The 16,413-nt window shown below is 40.4% G+C and carries 17 protein-coding genes; 3 read left to right on the top strand and 14 right to left on the bottom strand.

Going from position 1 to position 16,413, the window contains the following annotated elements; genetic code table 11:
- Positions 1 to 28: 28 nt before the first annotated feature.
- The 7 genes from hemB to tatA are packed head-to-tail and all read right to left on the bottom strand — an operon-like array spanning position 29 to position 5,727.
- The gene (gene hemB / locus ACVCDT_RS02655) at positions 29 to 1,033 is read right to left on the bottom strand and encodes a porphobilinogen synthase (protein ID WP_447131190.1); all 1,005 of its coding nucleotides are present in this window, start codon (positions 1,031 to 1,033) and stop codon (positions 29 to 31) included.
- A gap of 8 nt (positions 1,034 to 1,041) precedes the next feature.
- Complete coding sequence (locus tag ACVCDT_RS02650) at positions 1,042 to 2,940, bottom strand: sensor domain-containing diguanylate cyclase (RefSeq protein ID WP_447131189.1); 1,899 nt, start codon at positions 2,938 to 2,940, stop codon at positions 1,042 to 1,044.
- A complete protein-coding gene (locus ACVCDT_RS02645; protein WP_447131188.1) occupies positions 2,925 to 3,740 on the bottom strand; it encodes a TatD family hydrolase in 816 nt (271 codons plus the stop codon). The genes ACVCDT_RS02650 and ACVCDT_RS02645 overlap by 16 nt, the downstream gene beginning before the upstream one ends.
- 4 nt (positions 3,741 to 3,744) lie before the next feature.
- Positions 3,745 to 4,416, bottom strand: coding sequence for a hypothetical protein (locus ACVCDT_RS02640; protein WP_447131187.1), 672 nt, complete (start codon positions 4,414 to 4,416; stop codon positions 3,745 to 3,747).
- Positions 4,416 to 5,159 (bottom strand): twin-arginine translocase subunit TatC, encoded by a 744-nt coding sequence (gene tatC / locus ACVCDT_RS02635; RefSeq protein ID WP_447131186.1) that lies wholly within the window; start codon positions 5,157 to 5,159, stop codon positions 4,416 to 4,418. The genes ACVCDT_RS02640 and tatC overlap by 1 nt, the downstream gene beginning before the upstream one ends.
- 5 nt (positions 5,160 to 5,164) lie before the next feature.
- The gene (tatB, locus tag ACVCDT_RS02630; RefSeq protein WP_447131185.1) at positions 5,165 to 5,464 is read right to left on the bottom strand and encodes a Sec-independent protein translocase protein TatB; all 300 of its coding nucleotides are present in this window, start codon (positions 5,462 to 5,464) and stop codon (positions 5,165 to 5,167) included.
- Complete coding sequence (tatA, locus tag ACVCDT_RS02625) at positions 5,464 to 5,727, bottom strand: twin-arginine translocase TatA/TatE family subunit (protein ID WP_447131184.1); 264 nt, start codon at positions 5,725 to 5,727, stop codon at positions 5,464 to 5,466. The genes tatB and tatA overlap by 1 nt, the downstream gene beginning before the upstream one ends.
- 182 nt (positions 5,728 to 5,909) lie before the next feature.
- Here tatA and ACVCDT_RS02620 point away from each other — a divergent pair, with 182 nt between their 5' ends.
- Positions 5,910 to 6,830: a hypothetical protein gene (locus tag ACVCDT_RS02620; protein WP_447131183.1), complete on the top strand. Its 921-nt coding sequence runs from the start codon at positions 5,910 to 5,912 to the stop codon at positions 6,828 to 6,830.
- Positions 6,831 to 6,843: 13 nt separating this feature from the next.
- On the opposite strand, the gene ubiB is transcribed toward ACVCDT_RS02620, so the two are convergent.
- The 5 genes from ubiB to relB form a co-directional block, all read right to left on the bottom strand.
- Entirely contained in the window at positions 6,844 to 8,472 is a 1,629-nt protein-coding gene (gene ubiB, locus ACVCDT_RS02615; RefSeq protein WP_447131182.1) for a ubiquinone biosynthesis regulatory protein kinase UbiB, read from the bottom strand.
- A 13-nt stretch (positions 8,473 to 8,485) separates the two neighbouring features.
- Complete coding sequence (locus ACVCDT_RS02610) at positions 8,486 to 9,127, bottom strand: ubiquinone biosynthesis accessory factor UbiJ (protein WP_447131181.1); 642 nt, start codon at positions 9,125 to 9,127, stop codon at positions 8,486 to 8,488.
- Between the two features lies 1 nt (position 9,128).
- Positions 9,129 to 9,908, bottom strand: a complete 780-nt coding sequence (gene ubiE / locus ACVCDT_RS02605) for a bifunctional demethylmenaquinone methyltransferase/2-methoxy-6-polyprenyl-1,4-benzoquinol methylase UbiE (protein ID WP_447131180.1) — start codon at positions 9,906 to 9,908, stop codon at positions 9,129 to 9,131.
- A gap of 400 nt (positions 9,909 to 10,308) precedes the next feature.
- Positions 10,309 to 11,025 (bottom strand): hypothetical protein, encoded by a 717-nt coding sequence (locus ACVCDT_RS02600; RefSeq protein ID WP_447131179.1) that lies wholly within the window; start codon positions 11,023 to 11,025, stop codon positions 10,309 to 10,311.
- 32 nt (positions 11,026 to 11,057) lie between these two features.
- A complete protein-coding gene (gene relB, locus ACVCDT_RS02595; protein ID WP_447131178.1) occupies positions 11,058 to 11,366 on the bottom strand; it encodes a type II toxin-antitoxin system RelB family anti-toxin in 309 nt (102 codons plus the stop codon).
- Positions 11,367 to 11,583: 217 nt separating this feature from the next.
- On the opposite strand from relB, the gene ACVCDT_RS02590 reads away from it, so the two are divergent.
- Complete coding sequence (locus ACVCDT_RS02590; protein ID WP_447131177.1) at positions 11,584 to 12,276, top strand: DNA-3-methyladenine glycosylase I; 693 nt, start codon at positions 11,584 to 11,586, stop codon at positions 12,274 to 12,276.
- A 76-nt stretch (positions 12,277 to 12,352) separates the two neighbouring features.
- Here ACVCDT_RS02590 and prlC read toward each other — a convergent pair whose 3' ends face one another.
- Positions 12,353 to 14,392, bottom strand: coding sequence for an oligopeptidase A (gene prlC / locus ACVCDT_RS02585; protein WP_447131176.1), 2,040 nt, complete (start codon positions 14,390 to 14,392; stop codon positions 12,353 to 12,355).
- A 220-nt stretch (positions 14,393 to 14,612) separates the two neighbouring features.
- Between prlC and gorA the strand changes: the two genes are divergently transcribed.
- On the top strand, positions 14,613 to 15,962 hold the full coding sequence (gorA, locus tag ACVCDT_RS02580; RefSeq protein WP_447131175.1) for a glutathione-disulfide reductase: 1,350 nt from the start codon (positions 14,613 to 14,615) through the stop codon (positions 15,960 to 15,962).
- A gap of 62 nt (positions 15,963 to 16,024) precedes the next feature.
- Here the strand turns inward: gorA and ACVCDT_RS02575 are convergent, their stop codons facing one another.
- On the bottom strand, positions 16,025 to 16,168 hold the full coding sequence (locus ACVCDT_RS02575) for a LapA family protein (protein ID WP_447131276.1): 144 nt from the start codon (positions 16,166 to 16,168) through the stop codon (positions 16,025 to 16,027).
- Positions 16,169 to 16,413: the final 245 nt, after the last annotated feature.

Genomic DNA, 16,413 nt, shown 5'->3' with positions numbered 1-16,413 from the left:
AGCCAATATTTTTGCAGCCTTGTGCTGCTTAATTGCTATCGTGCTTTAATAATACCGCTGCTTGCTTAGCAAAATACGTTAAAATTCCGTCTGCTCCGGCGCGCTTAAAGGCCAATAAAGACTCTAAAATCACTTCATCTTCTTTTAACCAACCATTGGCAAAAGCGGCTTTATGCATGGCATATTCACCACTAACCTGATAGGCAAAAGTGGGGACTTTAAACTCAGCTTTACAACGTCTAACTATGTCTAAATATGGCATGCCAGGTTTTACCATAACCATATCTGCCCCTTCTTGAATATCTAGGGCAATTTCACGCATGGCTTCGTCAGAATTAGCTGGATCCATTTGATAATTTTTTTTGTTGCCACCTTTAATATTGCCCGCAGAGCCGACTGCATCTCTAAATGGCCCGTAGTAACTAGAGGCATATTTGGCCGAATAAGCCATAATACTGGTGTGTACAAACCCAGCTTTTTCAAGGGCTTGGCGCAAAGCTGCAACCCGCCCATCCATCATATCCGAGGGCGCCACTATATCTGCCCCGGCTTCTGCATGTGACAAAGCTTGTTTCACTAAGACTTCAATGGTTTCATCGTTCATAACATAGCCAGAGTCGTCTACTAGTCCATCTTGGCCATGAGAAGTAAAAGGGTCTAATGCCACATCGGTAATAATGGCAAGCTCAGGCACGGCCGATTTTAACGCTTTGACTGCGCGTTGCGTCAAGCCATATGGATTAAAAGCTTCGCTAGCACAAAGTGATTTTAATTCGGCAGGTATCACAGGAAATAGAGCGATTGCGGGAATGCCTAATTCTACTAATTGTTCGGCTTCATTGATTAACAAGTCGATAGACAATCTTTCAATGCCGGGCATAGACTCTATGGCTTGTTTTTTATTCTCTCCCTCATGTACAAATATGGGGTAAATCAGATCGCTGACACTAAGCTGATTTTCGGCAACTAATTTACGAGTAAATTCTGCCTTACGTAATCTGCGCATGCGAGTATGAGGGAATTGTTCAAACATAAAAAATCCTAAGGTTGAGAGTCGTCTAAATGACGTCCTTGAACGTTGTTTCGGCCAGCATTTTTGGCTAAATACAGTTGTTTATCGGCAAAGGCCAGAAAGGCGTCTTCGGGTTGATCTATGCTAGCAATAGCACTGGCTATACCTGCGCTTATGGTCAGTTGAATGCTAGTGTCTTCTGTGTGTACTGCTGTGTTTTGAATAGTGTTTCTTAATTCTTCAAGTAAAGATTTAGCTCCAGCTAAATCGGTGTTAGGCAGAATCAAAGCAAATTCTTCACCTCCATAACGACAGACTACATCACTAGGGCGCTTTAATGCCTGTTTAATAATATTGGCCACGGTTTTTATACATTCATCCCCCGCCAAATGTCCGTAGTTGTCGTTAACCTTTTTAAAGTGGTCTATATCTAACATCACTATGGATAACTCAGTTTGTTCGCGTCTGCTACGTCTAAGTTCGGCTAAATATTTTTGGTCAAAATAACTGCGATTGCGGATCCCAGTGAGAGCATCTAAGGTATTTTTTTCTTCTAATTCTCTATTAATATCAGACAGCTCTCGCAAAGCTATTTCTAACTCAAGTGTGCGCTCTTGTACTTTGTATTCTAAGTCTTCTTTGGCATTTTCTTGCGCAGCTAACATGTTTTTTTGAGCTAACTGGGCTTGATGCTCTTTTTCAAGTAGCTCAGCTTGGGCATTGAGTAGAGATTGGCCTTGAGCATTGTGATTAATCGCCAGAATTAAAGCTAGCATGATAGATTCAATTGAGGCGGCCAACATAAGTACATAATAGGAGGGCAGGGTTAAACTAAGCATGCTTAATTTGTCCAAGCTCACAATTACCCCACTAATTAATAACACTGTCCAAGTTAAGGTATAAAACTTGGCTAATACTTCGCCCTTTATCCATAACCAAACAGATGCGGCCAAAACCAATAGTCCGACAAAAATTAGCATGAGCACAAAAAGTTGAATAAACAATGACAGCTTAATCATTAGGCTAGCGAGTGCGAGCAGTAAACACACAATACTGGTTAATCTTAAGGTTTTGCAAATGGCCACATTGTAAGCTTGAACTTTTAAAAGGCGGTCACAAAAAATTATGGCAAAACAAAGGGTGAGGCTAGCAAACAAACCAAATGCATGCTGCTGCATCCAAGGAAAGCTTGGCCAAATAAACCTATAACCATGGCCAGTTAAACTTAAGATGGTTAAGCCCAAACATAATACATAACCGCTATAGACTAAAAAGGTGAGGTTTTTAGAGCTAGCGAAAAAGAAAAAGTTGCTTAAGCCCATGGCCAAAATCAAACCAATAAACAAGCCCATAACCAGTTCGTTTTGACTGGTTAAAGCAAGGTAATCACTGGCTTTCCAGATTTTTATGGGAAGCTCCAACGCACCTTTAGTCTGCACTTGTAAAATGACTTTCAGCGACCTGTTTTGCTGAGGCACAGTTACCACAAAAGCTTCATGGGCAATGGGACGAAGTGAAAATGCTTTAGTGTCGCCAAGTTTATGCTCTGAGATGATTTGACCATTGTCGATAAACCACAAGTTAATTGTGTCTAAAAGTGGATTGTCGATCACTAAAACATGGCTTTCTGCAGCAGACAAGGCCTTGAGTTCAAACTTAAACCAATGGGGAAATTGGGTTAAGCCAAAAGCCAGCCTAGGTGTTTTAGATGGCTGCCAAGCATGAGTCGCTAAGTGTGTGACTGCGTCTATCTTGAATCTTGCTTGCGCATCAACTAAATAGTGAATGTCGGGAACAGAAAATTGGTTGCCTAAGCCTTGTTTTTTAGGCCAATTTAACGAAGTAAATAGGCCAATAACAATAAGCATACTGACAATAAAAAACAGCCAGTTTTTGGTTAACTTATGCTCACCTAAATGTGCCTGCATGCGGCACTGTCCTGCGGCAGGTTAAATAAAAGTTTCGAGTTTTTTAAACAAGCTTGCGACAAAGTTTCTACCTCAATAGCCATTAATTCTGCCACCTTCTGCGCAATAAAGGGTAAGTAAGCGGGCTCATTATTGCCCCTGTCTACTTTGCGATTATTAGGCAATCCTTTGGGGCGTAAATAAGGCGCATCTGTTTCTAATAAGATACGTTCTAAGGGTAGATGCTTTACAGCATCGCGCAATGCTTCTCCGCGTTTTAAATCGCACACCCAGCCAGTAATACCAATATACAGCCCTAAATCCACATAGGCTTGCATTTGATTAAGGGTACCAGTAAAACAATGGGCGACCCCTCCAGCTAAGTGCTTTGAGTATTTAGTTAATAATTTGATTTGATCATCAAATGCATCGCGCTCGTGTAAAAATACTGGCAAGCCCAGCTCGCAAGCTATTATCAACTGTTGTTCAAAAGCCCAAAGTTGATCTGCGGGTGAAGAAAAGTTTCGGTTAAAGTCTAAGCCACACTCGCCAATGGCCACCACTTGTTTAGATTGTGCCAGTTGTTTTATTTGTTCGATACTAGCTTGATTAAAACTGCTAGCAGAATGAGGGTGAACCCCAGCTGTAGCGTATAAATGTTCTGGGTGTTCAAGAGCAAGTAAGTTGGCTTGAATGCTTTTGTCTAGATCAGTGCCGGTAATGATCATTGATTGTACGTTTGCCTCAAGGGCGCGCGCAAATACCGTAGAAAACTCCAATCTATTGTCGGTGAAGTTAACCCCTATATCACACCAAGCCATAGCTTTATTTTACTCGTTTAACACGAATGCTTTTTTTCACTTGATCAGTAGACATAAAAAACGAACCTAACACGCCGCGCTCTATGGTTACATTTTGTCCTGGTTTTATTTTTAGTCGCACTTTATCAGACTGACGCCAAACCTGACCGTTTTCTAAGGTAATAACCATGCGCCCAAACGGAGTCTTGTTCACTTTAGACACTGGCAAGCTTAGCTTTTCAAGCATGCCTTTGGGGGCTTGTGTATGTTCATAACCAAAGCGCTGCTCTGCATCATCGTTTACTTGTACTGGGGGTTGAGTATTAGTTGGCGGTTTGGGAGTTTCGCTAGCTTGTGCAACTAATTTTGGCTTTGTTGGTTTAGCAGCACTAGTTGGTAAAGGCTGACTCTGGTTTTGCTGAGCTACAGTTGGGGCTTTTTCCACAGCTATGGGCTGCTCTTGAGCTGAAACTGTAGGAGCAGTTGGCTGTGAAGTAGAAACAGGATTTTTAGGCGTAGTAGCAGCGACTAGTTTAGCTTCTGATGGCTTCTCTTGTATAGCTAAAGCATCGTAACAGCCTAAACGTTTAGCGTTATCTGACTCTGCCGCACAAGTTAACAACTCAGTTTTAAGATCTTGAGCGAAACTCAAAGAACTGATACCAAAAATAACCATCATACTAACTAGTTTATACATCACAGATCTTCCTGTTGTTCTTCGTTATGCTTACGTCTGGAATAAATGCTGCCAACTAGTATGCCAAACTCATACAAAATCCACATAGGGATAGCTAATAGGGTTTGCGAGATAATATCTGGTGGGGTTAGTAACATACCCACAACAAATACCCCAACTATTACATAAGGCCGCTTGGCTCTTAACGAGTCTGGGGTGGTCATGCCGGTCCAGCACATTAAGACAATAGCTACGGGAATTTCAAAAGATAACCCAAAGGCAAAAAAGATTTTTAATACAAAATTCAGGTAGCTGCTTATATCAGTGTTTATCACTACACCTTCGGGCGCTACGCTGGTGAAAAAAGCAAAGGCTAAAGGAAACACCACATAATAGGCAAAGGCCATGCCCAAATAGAATAATAAAGTACTAGAAAACAACAAAGGGGCGATTAGGCGTTTTTCGTTTTTATATAAACCTGGTGCTACAAATCCCCATATTTGATACAAAACCACAGGAATGGCGATAAAAAACGACAACACCATAGTTAGCTTAAAAGGCGCAAAAAACGGCGAAGCTACGTCTGTGGCAATCATTTGTGCTTGGTCGGGCAGGGTATCGAGTAAAGGCGTGGCCAACCAGTGGTAAAGATCTTGAGCAAAATAGACCAAACATAAAAACACCACAAAGACGCTGAGAAATGCCTTTAATACTCGACTTCTTAACTCAATTAAATGAGCTATTAAACTATTGGGCTCAGCCACTCAAATTACTCTTTTGAATAAGGTTTTTGTACAGATTTTGCCGCATCGCGTAATTCGTCCACAGACTTTTGCAATTCAGGCGAAAGGTTTTCAAGATTTTGCTGTTCGGCTTTTTTTAGGTTTTCATGTAGCTCATGAATTTTAAATTGTTGTTCAACTTCTTGGCGAAATCCATTTGCCATACCTTTTATGCCGCGTACGGTTTTTAAAGTAGAGCGGATCGCGCCTGGCAGCCTTTCTGGGCCTAATACCACTAAGCCCACAACAGCAATGATTAAGAGTTCAAAAAAACCTATATCAAACATTAATTGGGCTCTTTAGTTTCGCTCTTGGTTTTTTGTGCAGGTTCAACCGATTCAGTTGCCGCTTTATTTTCTACTTTTTCTTTATTCGCAAAATCCGCGTCAGCGACTGTGTCTTTTTCTTTGTCGTCTTCACTTATGGCTTTTTTAAAGCCTTTAAGTGCAGAGCCAAGATCGCCGCCTAATCCACGCAGTTTTTTAGTGCCAAACAGCAAAACCACGATAACTAATATAATCAACAATTGCATGGGGCTAATGCCAAACATAAACTACTCCTAAAAACGTTATATTTTTATTATACGTAGCTTATTAAAAAGGTCACTGATTTGATCGTCAAATCGAAGATGTTTGACTTTTTAATAGTGAATTGCGTTAATCAATACACTGTCGTGATCTAAGTTTTTTCTTATTACCACTGAGTTTTAAGGTAATGCTTGCAAGGAACAGTGTGAAAATAATTTTTTTATCTAGCGTGATATTTATTAGCTTTTGTTCAGCCGTTGGTGCCGAAGAAGAGCAAGTGGATTACCCTTGGCTAGATAGCATGCATAAAAGTATTGCCACCTCGGTTAAATCAAGCGCCTTATGGTTTGATGATTTTTTTGCCCTCGAAGAAAATAGTCAGGGTCAAGAAGCTGTGGGTGAGGCTAGAATTCGTTTAGGCTGGGAGCCAAGAAGTCGTGACTTAACCGAATTTGAAACACGCTTTAAAATTCGAGTGAAACTCCCCAACCTTAAAAACCGTGTTGATTTGGTGTTTTCTGATTACGACGACGACCGCCCTAACAATGATATTCGCGCCTCTGGCAATCAAAACTTTGTAGAAGAAAACCGCTTTAGCCTAGCATTACGCTGGCGAAGTAAACCCGAAAGCGGTCTATCTCATAGAGTGGGAGTAGGCAGAAGATTGCAAATCTTTGTTAAAAGCCGCTATCGTAATACCCATGCACTTACCGATAATCTGCGTTTACGTTGGCAAACCGCAGCCTACTATTATAGTCGTGATGGTTTTGGTGCAGATGCTTCTTGGCAAGTCGATCATAACCTTAGTCAAGCTTCTATTCTGAGATGGAAAAACCATTTTTATTACCGCGATAAAAGCAACGATTGGCTGTGGCAGCATAGTGTGCAGCAATTACTGCAGTTTAATCACAAAAATGCGCTTATTGCAGGGTTTTATGTAGAAGGCTTAAGTCGGCCTAATTATCGCTTAGAAGAATATTTAGTTAGCTTAAGGTGGCGCAAAAACACTTTACGCGAATGGTTATTTTATGAAGTTGAGCCTTTTGTATTATGGCGTCGCGATGAAAGCTTTTCTGCCTCATACGGCTTAGCTTTGCGGGTAGAAGGCTATTTTGGCGAAAGTTAAATTTTGCCAGTGTTTAGCTTTTTACCCGCCAACTCGCTATCCAACAGACTAGCCCTAAAACAACACAACTTGCGCTTGGCCACATCTGGCTTTGATAAATAGGCATGATAGCAGCGGCGATAATAAAGGTTGCGCCTATGCTAACGAGTTGCGAGCTTAAATGTTGACGCTGTAATTGTTGTTTTTGTTGCTCTGCCTGCTTTTGTTGTTGCTCAGGTAACTTTTTGACTTGCTTTAAGGTGTCGTAAATCAAGTCAGGAATTTCCGGCATTTTTTCAGACCAATAAGGCAGATTTGCAGATATTTTTTGATACATGGCCTTAAGCCCAATTTGTTCTTTCATCCAATTCTCTAAAAAGGGTTTAGCGGTTTGCCATAAGTCTAATTGAGGGTAAAGCTGGCGGCCTAAGCCTTCAATGTATAACAAGGTTTTTTGTAATAACACTAATTGTGGTTGGATAACCATATTAAAGCGCCTAGCTGTATTAAATAGCTGCAGTAATACATTGCTAAACTCAATTTCAGCTAAGGGCTTTTGAAAAATAGGTTCACATACTTTGCGAATGGAGGCTTCGAAATCGTCTATGTCTGTGTCTGAGGGTACCCATCCAGAATCTACATGTAGTTCTGCAACTTTACGGTAATTGCGATTAAAAAAGGCAATAAAATTTTCGGCTAAATAGCGCTTGTCTTCACTATTTAGGGTGCCAACTATGCCAAAGTCTATAGTAATGTATTGTGGATCTTCTGGGTTAACGGTAGAGACAAATATGTTGCCAGGATGCATATCAGCATGGAAAAAGCTGTCTCTAAATACTTGGGTGAAAAACACCTCCACCCCACGTTCTGCCAGCTTTTTCATATTGGTTTGGCGCGCAACTAGCTGGTCAATATCAGAAATGGGCGTGCCATAAATACGCTCCATTACCATGACATTCTTGCGGCAATAATCGCTATAAATAGTAGGCACGTATAAAGCTGGCGAGTTTTCGAAATTACGCTTAAACTGAATGCCATTGGCGGCTTCGTGCAACAAGTCTAATTCGTCAATAATGGTTCTTTCGTATTCGGCCACAACTTCTACTGGGCGCAAACGTTTTCCATCTGGAAGTAGCTTTTGCAAAGCTTGGGCGACTGTACGCATGAGCTCGATATCTGACACTATAGTGTGTTTGATATTGGGCCTGATCACTTTGACAATCACATCTTGATTATTCGACTTTAATTTAGCGCTATGCACTTGAGCAATTGATGCTGAAGCCAATGGTTTAGATTCAAACTCATTAAACAAATCCGAAATTTGCTCTAGGCCTAAAGCTTGGCGAATAATTTGTTCGGCTAATTCACTGTCAAATGGCTCAACTTGGTCTTGTAACCTAGCTAATTCAATGGCTACATCAGGTTGCAGTAGATCTTTGCGGGTAGACAACATTTGCCCAAATTTAATAAATACTGGGCCTAATGTTTGTAAGGCTAATCGAATTCTTTGACCTTGTGATTTGTCTGGATGTTTATTGGCTAGCCAAAAAAAGCACACGCGCCCAAACTTAACGTACCAAGGTAGCCATTTTCTGGGAATTAGCTCATCTAATCCGTGTTGAAGCAGTACTTTATTGATTTGGTATAAACGTAAAATTCTCACTAAAACTTAAACCTTAATTATCATCTGCTTTGGCACTGGCGCGCTCTAATAACGCCAATCTGGCCTCTAAACGTTCTGTTGCACTGCGTAATGTGTTCACTTGTTGACTAAAATCTGCCACTTCTTGTTGGCTAACCGCCAAAGAGTCGCTTTGGGTGAGCCTTTGTCCAAGTGATTTTGAACCTTGCTCTAACTGCTGTTTAGTGGCATCTATCACTGAGCGTGCGGTACTAAAACTTTGATGCGCAGCCACATCGCCAATGTAGTGTGACAGGTGTTCTTCCCAATCAATATCTAAGTCTTTGATCAAGCTGCTAAAGGTTTGCGCCACATAAATATCGCCAACTAAATTGAGTTGTTGTTGCTGAATAAGCTGAGTGAGCTGACTAGTGTCTTTGAGTTTAGGTAAGGTGTCTAAATCTAATTCAATTAAACAATCGGCAGTGCTGCTTTGTTCGGCTTGTGGCGGGGTTAAAGCCATCAGGTCTATTTGTTCAGAAAAACTAAATAATAAAGGCCAAGGTAACTCTTTTACCTTTACCTCAAGGCTTTTGCCTTTCAGCTTGGTTAGCCTTTGGTTACTCTGCGGATCGAGTTTAAGTAATTGGTTTAACGCCAATTCTATGCCAGCAGAAATGAGTTGGGCAGCGGGCATGTTAAAATTTAAAGCCTCTGTGCAAGGCAACTATGCCACCGGTTAAATTGTGATAGCTGGTTTGTTCAAAACCTGCCGCGTCCATCATGCCTTTTAGTACTTCTTGCTCGGGATGCATACGAATTGATTCAGCTAAATATTGATAGCTGTCTGCGTCATTGGCCACCAGTTGGCCAATTTTAGGCAGTAAATGAAAGGAATACATATCGTAAGCTTTATTTAACATGTCATTAGTGGGTTTAGAAAACTCTAACACTAATAAACGACCTCCGGGTTTAAGTACCCGATACATTGAGGCTAAGGCTTTGTCTTTGTCGGTAACGTTTCTAAGGCCAAAGGCTATGGTAATAATATCAAAACTGTTATCGGGAAAAGGTAAGGCTTCGGCATTGGCTTGTACGTATTGGACATTGCCTACTATGCCTTTATCGCGCAGTTTGTCGCGCCCGACTTTTAACATGGCATCGTTAATGTCAGCCAATACCACTTGGCCTTTTTCACCCACAATGCGAGAAAACTTTGCGGTTAAATCTCCGGTGCCACCGGCTAAATCTAATACTTTGTGTCCAGCTCGTACGCCACTGCAATCTATAGTGTAACGTTTCCATAATCTATGAATACCTAAAGACATTAAATCATTCATAATGTCGTACTTAGCCGCGACCGACTGAAATACGTCTTTCACCATTTTAACTTTTTCGCTGGCATCCACCTGCTTAAAGCCAAAATGCGTGGTGTTATCAGATCTAGACTGAGATGAATTAGTGTCAGAGGCGCTCATTAATAATCCTTACTGGTTTTATCCCTATAGTTTACCGAATAAACGCGAAAGCAAACAGAGAAGAATTAGCCAATAACCACTAGATGGGTATTGGCTAATTTAAACTGTTTTTCATAGAAAGTATTTGCTTAGATGTATAGTGAGTAATTGCCGCTAATTATTATTCACTATCAGGCGCAAATTAAAAAGTTGATTGAAGGGTTGAAGGTGGTGGCTTACTAGCTGGACCAGCTAGGCTTGGCGCAGAAATTAATGAAGAAAATAATGCAAGTACAACCAATGATAATTTAAATTTTTTCATGCTAAACGCTCCAGTAAAATGTTGATAAATGTGGATTAAGTTCCACATTACAAACATTATGCCATAGGTTTAGTGCAATGAAATTGCTTATTAAATAAGCTATGCAAGCAAATGTTTCTTAGATTGGTTGTAAAAATAATGCATATAAACGATGGATAAAGTTAATCCAGAAAGAATAGAAGCAGACAAAGAAAAATTATAATAAACCATTGTGGCATGAGAAAACCCCAATATGTGTCTCATAAAGTATTCCAACAACATGCAAATAACTAATACACTGTCTGCTAGTAAAACTCCTCTTAACTGCCAATCTAATGCAATTTTGCCTGATGCATATCCAAAATATTTATGCGCTATGAATACTCGATTGAATAATAACTCTCTTGCTAAAACTATAAATGACAATGTTCCTACAAAATAAGTTATTTGCGGACGGTTTGAATAATCGATGTATTCCCAATAAATCTCACAACCAATGCTAAATAAAATGAGTAAAAAAACTACTTTTGCCACATTTTGGCTAAAACAATAAAAAGTTATGCAGAGGCTGAAGAAATAGATGAGAAATAGGCCAAAATTAATATCTAAAGAAATAAAAAGTAGCCGAGAACAAATCCAGAGCCCCAATAAAATGGCTAAGGCACCTAAAGTGTCTTTGTCGTGCCAACAAAAAAGGCAACTTATCCCTAAAGCAAAAATATAAATGATGTCAAAGTGTTCAGGATTTTCACCAAAAAAATAAATTAAAGCCGCAAAAACCGGAATGGTGATATAAAAAAGCGTTTGGTGAAAATAGTATTGAAAAGTAGAAGGCATTAGGCCTTTCCTTTTAGAGCAACTGATTTAAATTATTCTTTCGATTTAGCAGGAGCTTTAGATAAGTTCATCACTTGCATGTCTGAAAAGCCAAAATATTGCATGACATGTTGGAAGAATTTATGACGGGTAGCAGCAGATGCGCTTTGCGCGCAAATCATGTGCCATTTAGAAATAACTTCGGCCCCTAAGGCTTCAATGGTTTCACGTTTATCATTTTCAATTGCCGAAACCGTTTCGCGACTAATGCCAATGCGAGTGGCTAAGTCTGCCTGAGTAAGATCCGCTTCTTTACGCAATTCACGAAGCAAATGACCGCTAATTTTTGTTCGTCTACTCATAGTAAAACTTTGTTCAGGCTAATTGATGAGCAAATCCTAAATCAAAACTGCTTATTTTGTCTACTACTTTCGGCATAAATTTTTACCAATTTTGCAAGCGCTAAGCTGTTTAGCCTGTGCTTAGCTAAGCACAATTTAAGCTGTTTCAGGCTTTCTCATTTTATCTTAGTTGATTACAATCCACTGCTTTAAAGCAATCAAACAGAGAAGTCAGTAGATGGAATCCTTTCATGCTATTTATCAAAGGGCCGCCGAAAGAAAAGGTGGCGAGCAAGCGTTGAGCCAGCTTTTATATCAACCTGCTAGCGCTACAACCTTGGCCAAATTAACAGATGATCGAATTTTGTCTGAATTGACTAAAAAGGTTTTTCAGTCTGGATTTGTTTGGCGTGTAGTAGAAAATAAATGGGAAAACTTTGAAAAAGCTTTTTTTAATTTTGATATTCAAAAAGTCTTACTCATGCCAGACGAAATGTTAGAGCAAAAAGCCACTGATCCAAGCATCATTAGAAATTTTAATAAAATTAAAACCATACGCGAAAATGCCTTAATGCTAAGTGATTTGGCTAGTACCCATGGATCAGCAGCAAAGTGGCTGGCAGACTGGCCTGTAGATAATATAACGGGTTTGTGGGGCTACTTAAAAAAACATGGTGCACGATTAGGTGGCAATACTGGACCATATGCGCTACGTGCTTTAGGCAAAGATACGTTTTTATTATCGCGAGATGTAGAAGGTTATTTTCGAGCTAACAATTTAATTGAAGGCGGGTTAACTAGTATTAAAAGTATTACGGCTATTCAACAGGCTTTTAATCATTGGCAACAAGAGTCTAATTTAAGCCTACAAGAATTGAGTCAAATTATTGCTTTTTCGGTGGGTGATAACAAAGTGGGCTTTACACACTAACAGGCAGGATAACCAAACTGCCTGCCAAAAAAAATATTTAGCAGGCAGCTTTAGGCTTAATTAATTTTGTGGCTGGTTATGCGGCAATACCCGAATGACGCAGCAAGGCATCCACTTCTGGCTCTCTACCTCTAAAGGCTACAAATAATTCCATGGGTTCTTTACTGCCGCCCATTTCTAAAATGTGAGTTAAAAAGTCTTGGCCAGTTTGTTGATTAAAAATGCCTTCTTCTTCAAAACGACTAAAAGCATCAGCCGACAATACTTCGGCCCACTTATAGCTATAGTAGCCAGCAGCATATCCGCCCGCAAAAATATGCCCAAAACTGTTTTGGAAACGGTTAAAGCTAGGGGGCATAACCACAGCTACTTGTTCACGCACCTGATTTAGCCAGCTTTGTACATTAGTGGTTTGGGCATCTGCAAAATGCTCATGCAAGGTAAAATCAAACAAGCTAAATTCAAGTTGCCTCAACATTTGCATAGCTGATTGAAAGTTACGTGCTGCTAACATGTTGTCGAGCATGGCTTGGGGTAAAGGTTCGCCTGTTTGATAGTGGCCTGAAATAAAGCTCAGGGCGTCGGGTTGCCAGCACCAGTTTTCTAAAAATTGACTAGGTAATTCTACTGCATCCCATGGCACGCCATTAATGCCAGATACTCCACCAACATTGATTTTGGTTAACATATGATGAATACCATGACCAAATTCGTGGAACAAAGTCACCACTTCATCATGGGTAAATAAAGCCGGTGCATCCCCTACTGGGCCATTAAAATTACAGGTTAAGTAAGCCACAGGATATTGTTGACTGCCATCTGGTTTTTGCCTGCGTACTTGGCACTCGTCCATCCACGCGCCCCCACGTTTTTTCTCGCGGGCGTACAGATCTAAATAAAAGCTACCACGCAGCTGTCCATCTTGATCATGAATGTCATAAAAACGTACATCTTTATGCCAGGTATCCACATTTTCTCGAGCACTTACCTTTAACTTGTATAAACGCGAGATAACTTCAAACAAGCCTGCCAATACTTTATTTTCAGGAAAATAAGGGCGTAATTGCTCGTCTGAAATTTTATAAGTTTGTTCTTTAAGCTTTTCGCTGTAATAAGCTAAATCCCATGCTTCAAGCTGTTCTACCTGATAAAATTCTTGGGCAAAGGCTTTTAAGCTATCAATATCTTGCTGAGCTTGAGGCTTAGAACGTTTAGCTAAGTCTTGTAAAAAGCCGGTCACTTGTTCACTAGAATTAGCCATTTTGCTCGCCAGTGAATATTCAGCATAATTTTTAAAGCCCAATAATTTTGCTAGTTCTTGGCGCAAGCTTAGGGTTTCATTAATGATCTCTGTGTTATCCCATTTACCCGCATTGGGGCCTTGCTCAGACGCGCGGGTGGTATAGGCTAAATACATTTGTTCACGTAATGCGCGGTTATCGGCATGAGTCATAACCGGTAAATAACTTGGAATATCTAAAGTAAATAACCAGCCATCTAACTCTTTGCTTTGCGCTAACTGCTTTGCTGCAGCCAAAGCCGATTCTGGCAGTCCTGCGAGCTCATTTATGTCAGTGATATGTTTTTGCCAGCCTAAGGTGGCATCCATCACATTATTACTAAAAGTTGAGCCTAAATCAGATAATCTAGATTGGATCTTGGCATAGCGAGCTTTTTTATCGGTATCTAAGGCAACGCCCGAAAGTTTAAAATCGCGAATAGCATGATTGATCACTTGCTGTTGAGCAGGACTTAGCTGGGTAAATTCAGCGCTTTTGGCAATTTGGCAATAGGCGTTATATAAGTCTACGTTTTGTCCTACCCAAGTGCCGTATTCTGAAAGAGCGGGTAAACAAGCATCATGTGCTTCACGTAATTCATCATTACTCACCACTGAATTCATATGCGACACTGGCGACCATTTGCGGCTTAGTTGGTCGTCTATTTCTTCAATAGGCGCCACTAAGTTGTCCCAGCTGTAGCTCGGTTGTTGTAACAGGGTTTCAATTTTGTCTTTACAGGCTTTAATCGCCTCTTCAATAGCGGGCTGAATATGCTCAGGCTTAATCTCAGAAAATTTGGGTAAGCCAGATAAATCACAAATTGGGTTAGTCATAAATAGGTTCTTGTCTATTGGAATATAACCAGAAGTTGGGTTGCACTGGGTAAATCTCAAGAGTACAGCGAATATTTCGTTTAATTTGGCGCCAAATTAAACCAGCACTTAGCATTAATATTAGTGTATCGATTTGTTAGATTAGAACGATAGTAAAAATGGCATGTCATTTTTAATCGATTAGCTTTATCTTTGACGCAAATTTTAATTAGGTGAATTCATGGCAGATTTTGATTATATATGTATTGGTGGTGGTAGCGGCGGAATTGCATCAGCAAACCGCGCTGCTAAACATGGCAAAAAAGTAGCAATTATAGAAGCTAAGGCCGTGGGTGGAACCTGCGTTAACGTGGGCTGTGTACCCAAAAAAGTAATGTGGTTTGGCGCGCATGTGGCTGAGGCAATTAATTTATATGCGCCTGATTACGGTTTTGATGTGTCGCTCAATAATTTTAATTGGCAAACCTTAGTGAATAGTCGCGAAGCTTATATAAAGCGCATTCATGGTAGCTACGGCGCGGGTTTTGAGAAAAACGGTGTGACTGTGATCAAAGGTTTTGCCCGCTTTGTGAATAAAAATACAGTAGAAGTTGATGGTAAAGAATACACAGCTGATCACATTTTAATTGCTACAGGCGGACGACCCGTTAAACCAAAAATTGAAGGTGCAGAGTTAGGGATTGATTCTGATGGATTTTTTGCCTTAACCGAGCAGCCTAAACGAGCCGTTGTAGTAGGCGCGGGTTATATTGCGGTTGAGCTTGCTGGAGTGATGCATGCGCTAGGTACAGAAACTCATTTAGCCGTGCGCAAGCATGCGCCTCTGCGTAACTTTGATACTATGTTAAGTTCCACCTTAGTTGAGCTTATGGCTCAAGAGGGGCCTAAACTCTTGACCCATGCAAGCCCAGAAAAAGTACAAAAAAATCCTGATGGTTCATTAACTATTCACTTTGAAAATGGACAATCAATAGAAACTGACTGTGTGGTGTGGGCCATAGGCCGCGAACCCGCTACCGACAATATTGCCTTAGAAAATGCAGGGGTAGAATTAGACGAACGTGGGTACATTAAAGTCGATAAATACCAAAATACTAATGTAGAAGGCATTTATGCGGTTGGCGACAATATTGGTTATGTCGAACTCACGCCTGTAGCAGTTAAGTCTGGTCGTTTATTGTCAGAGCGATTGTTTAATGGTCAAACCGATGCGCACATGGACTATTCACTTATTCCTACTGTGGTATTTAGCCACCCGCCAATTGGCACTATGGGCTTAAGTGAAGAACAAGCCATTGAGCAGTATGGACAACAAAATATCACTGTCTATAACTCTGGTTTTGCGGCCATGTATACGGCTGTAACTCAGCACCGTCAAATGACCAGAATGAAACTGGTTTGTGCAGGTGAAGAGCAAAAAGTGGTTGGCCTACATGGCATTGGTTTTGGTATGGACGAAATTCTACAAGGATTTGGTGTGGCAATGAAAATGGGCGCGACCAAAGCAGACTTTGATGCTTGTGTGGCCATTCACCCTACATCAGCAGAAGAGTACGTTACCTTAACTTAATCTACACTTATAAAGTCTAAGCTCCAGCGAATAGGCGTTTTGCCTATTCGCTGAATTTAAAGCTAATCTTCGCGCTTCGATAGCATCTTTCTCGCGCTGTTAAAAAAATATCCCAGCACAAAGCCAATAATCAATAATACAAAAACCAGCACCGCTCTTGAGATTGAAATATCCCAAAACAAAAAAGACACCTGCACAATTTGCATATTTTGCAGAATAAAAATCAGGCACAAAACCAGCAAAGTGAGCATGAAATATTTAAAAAAGTTAGGCATGAACTGTCCTTGTGTTTTGTGGTTATAGTTGCCACAGTAAATTAAAGTCTAAAACTACTGTTAGCTTTTTGATTATACGCAAGATTACTGTTTTGCTAGCTTAATTTGACACATTTACTTACCCACAAAAATAGACAAAAAAGCCGATTCAGAATAGCCTTAAAAAGCCGGCTAAC

This window comes from Paraglaciecola aestuariivivens, from assembly GCF_052983255.1.
The sequence above is the reverse complement of the archived record's forward strand: the minus strand, read 5'-3'. Positions and strand labels throughout refer to the sequence as shown.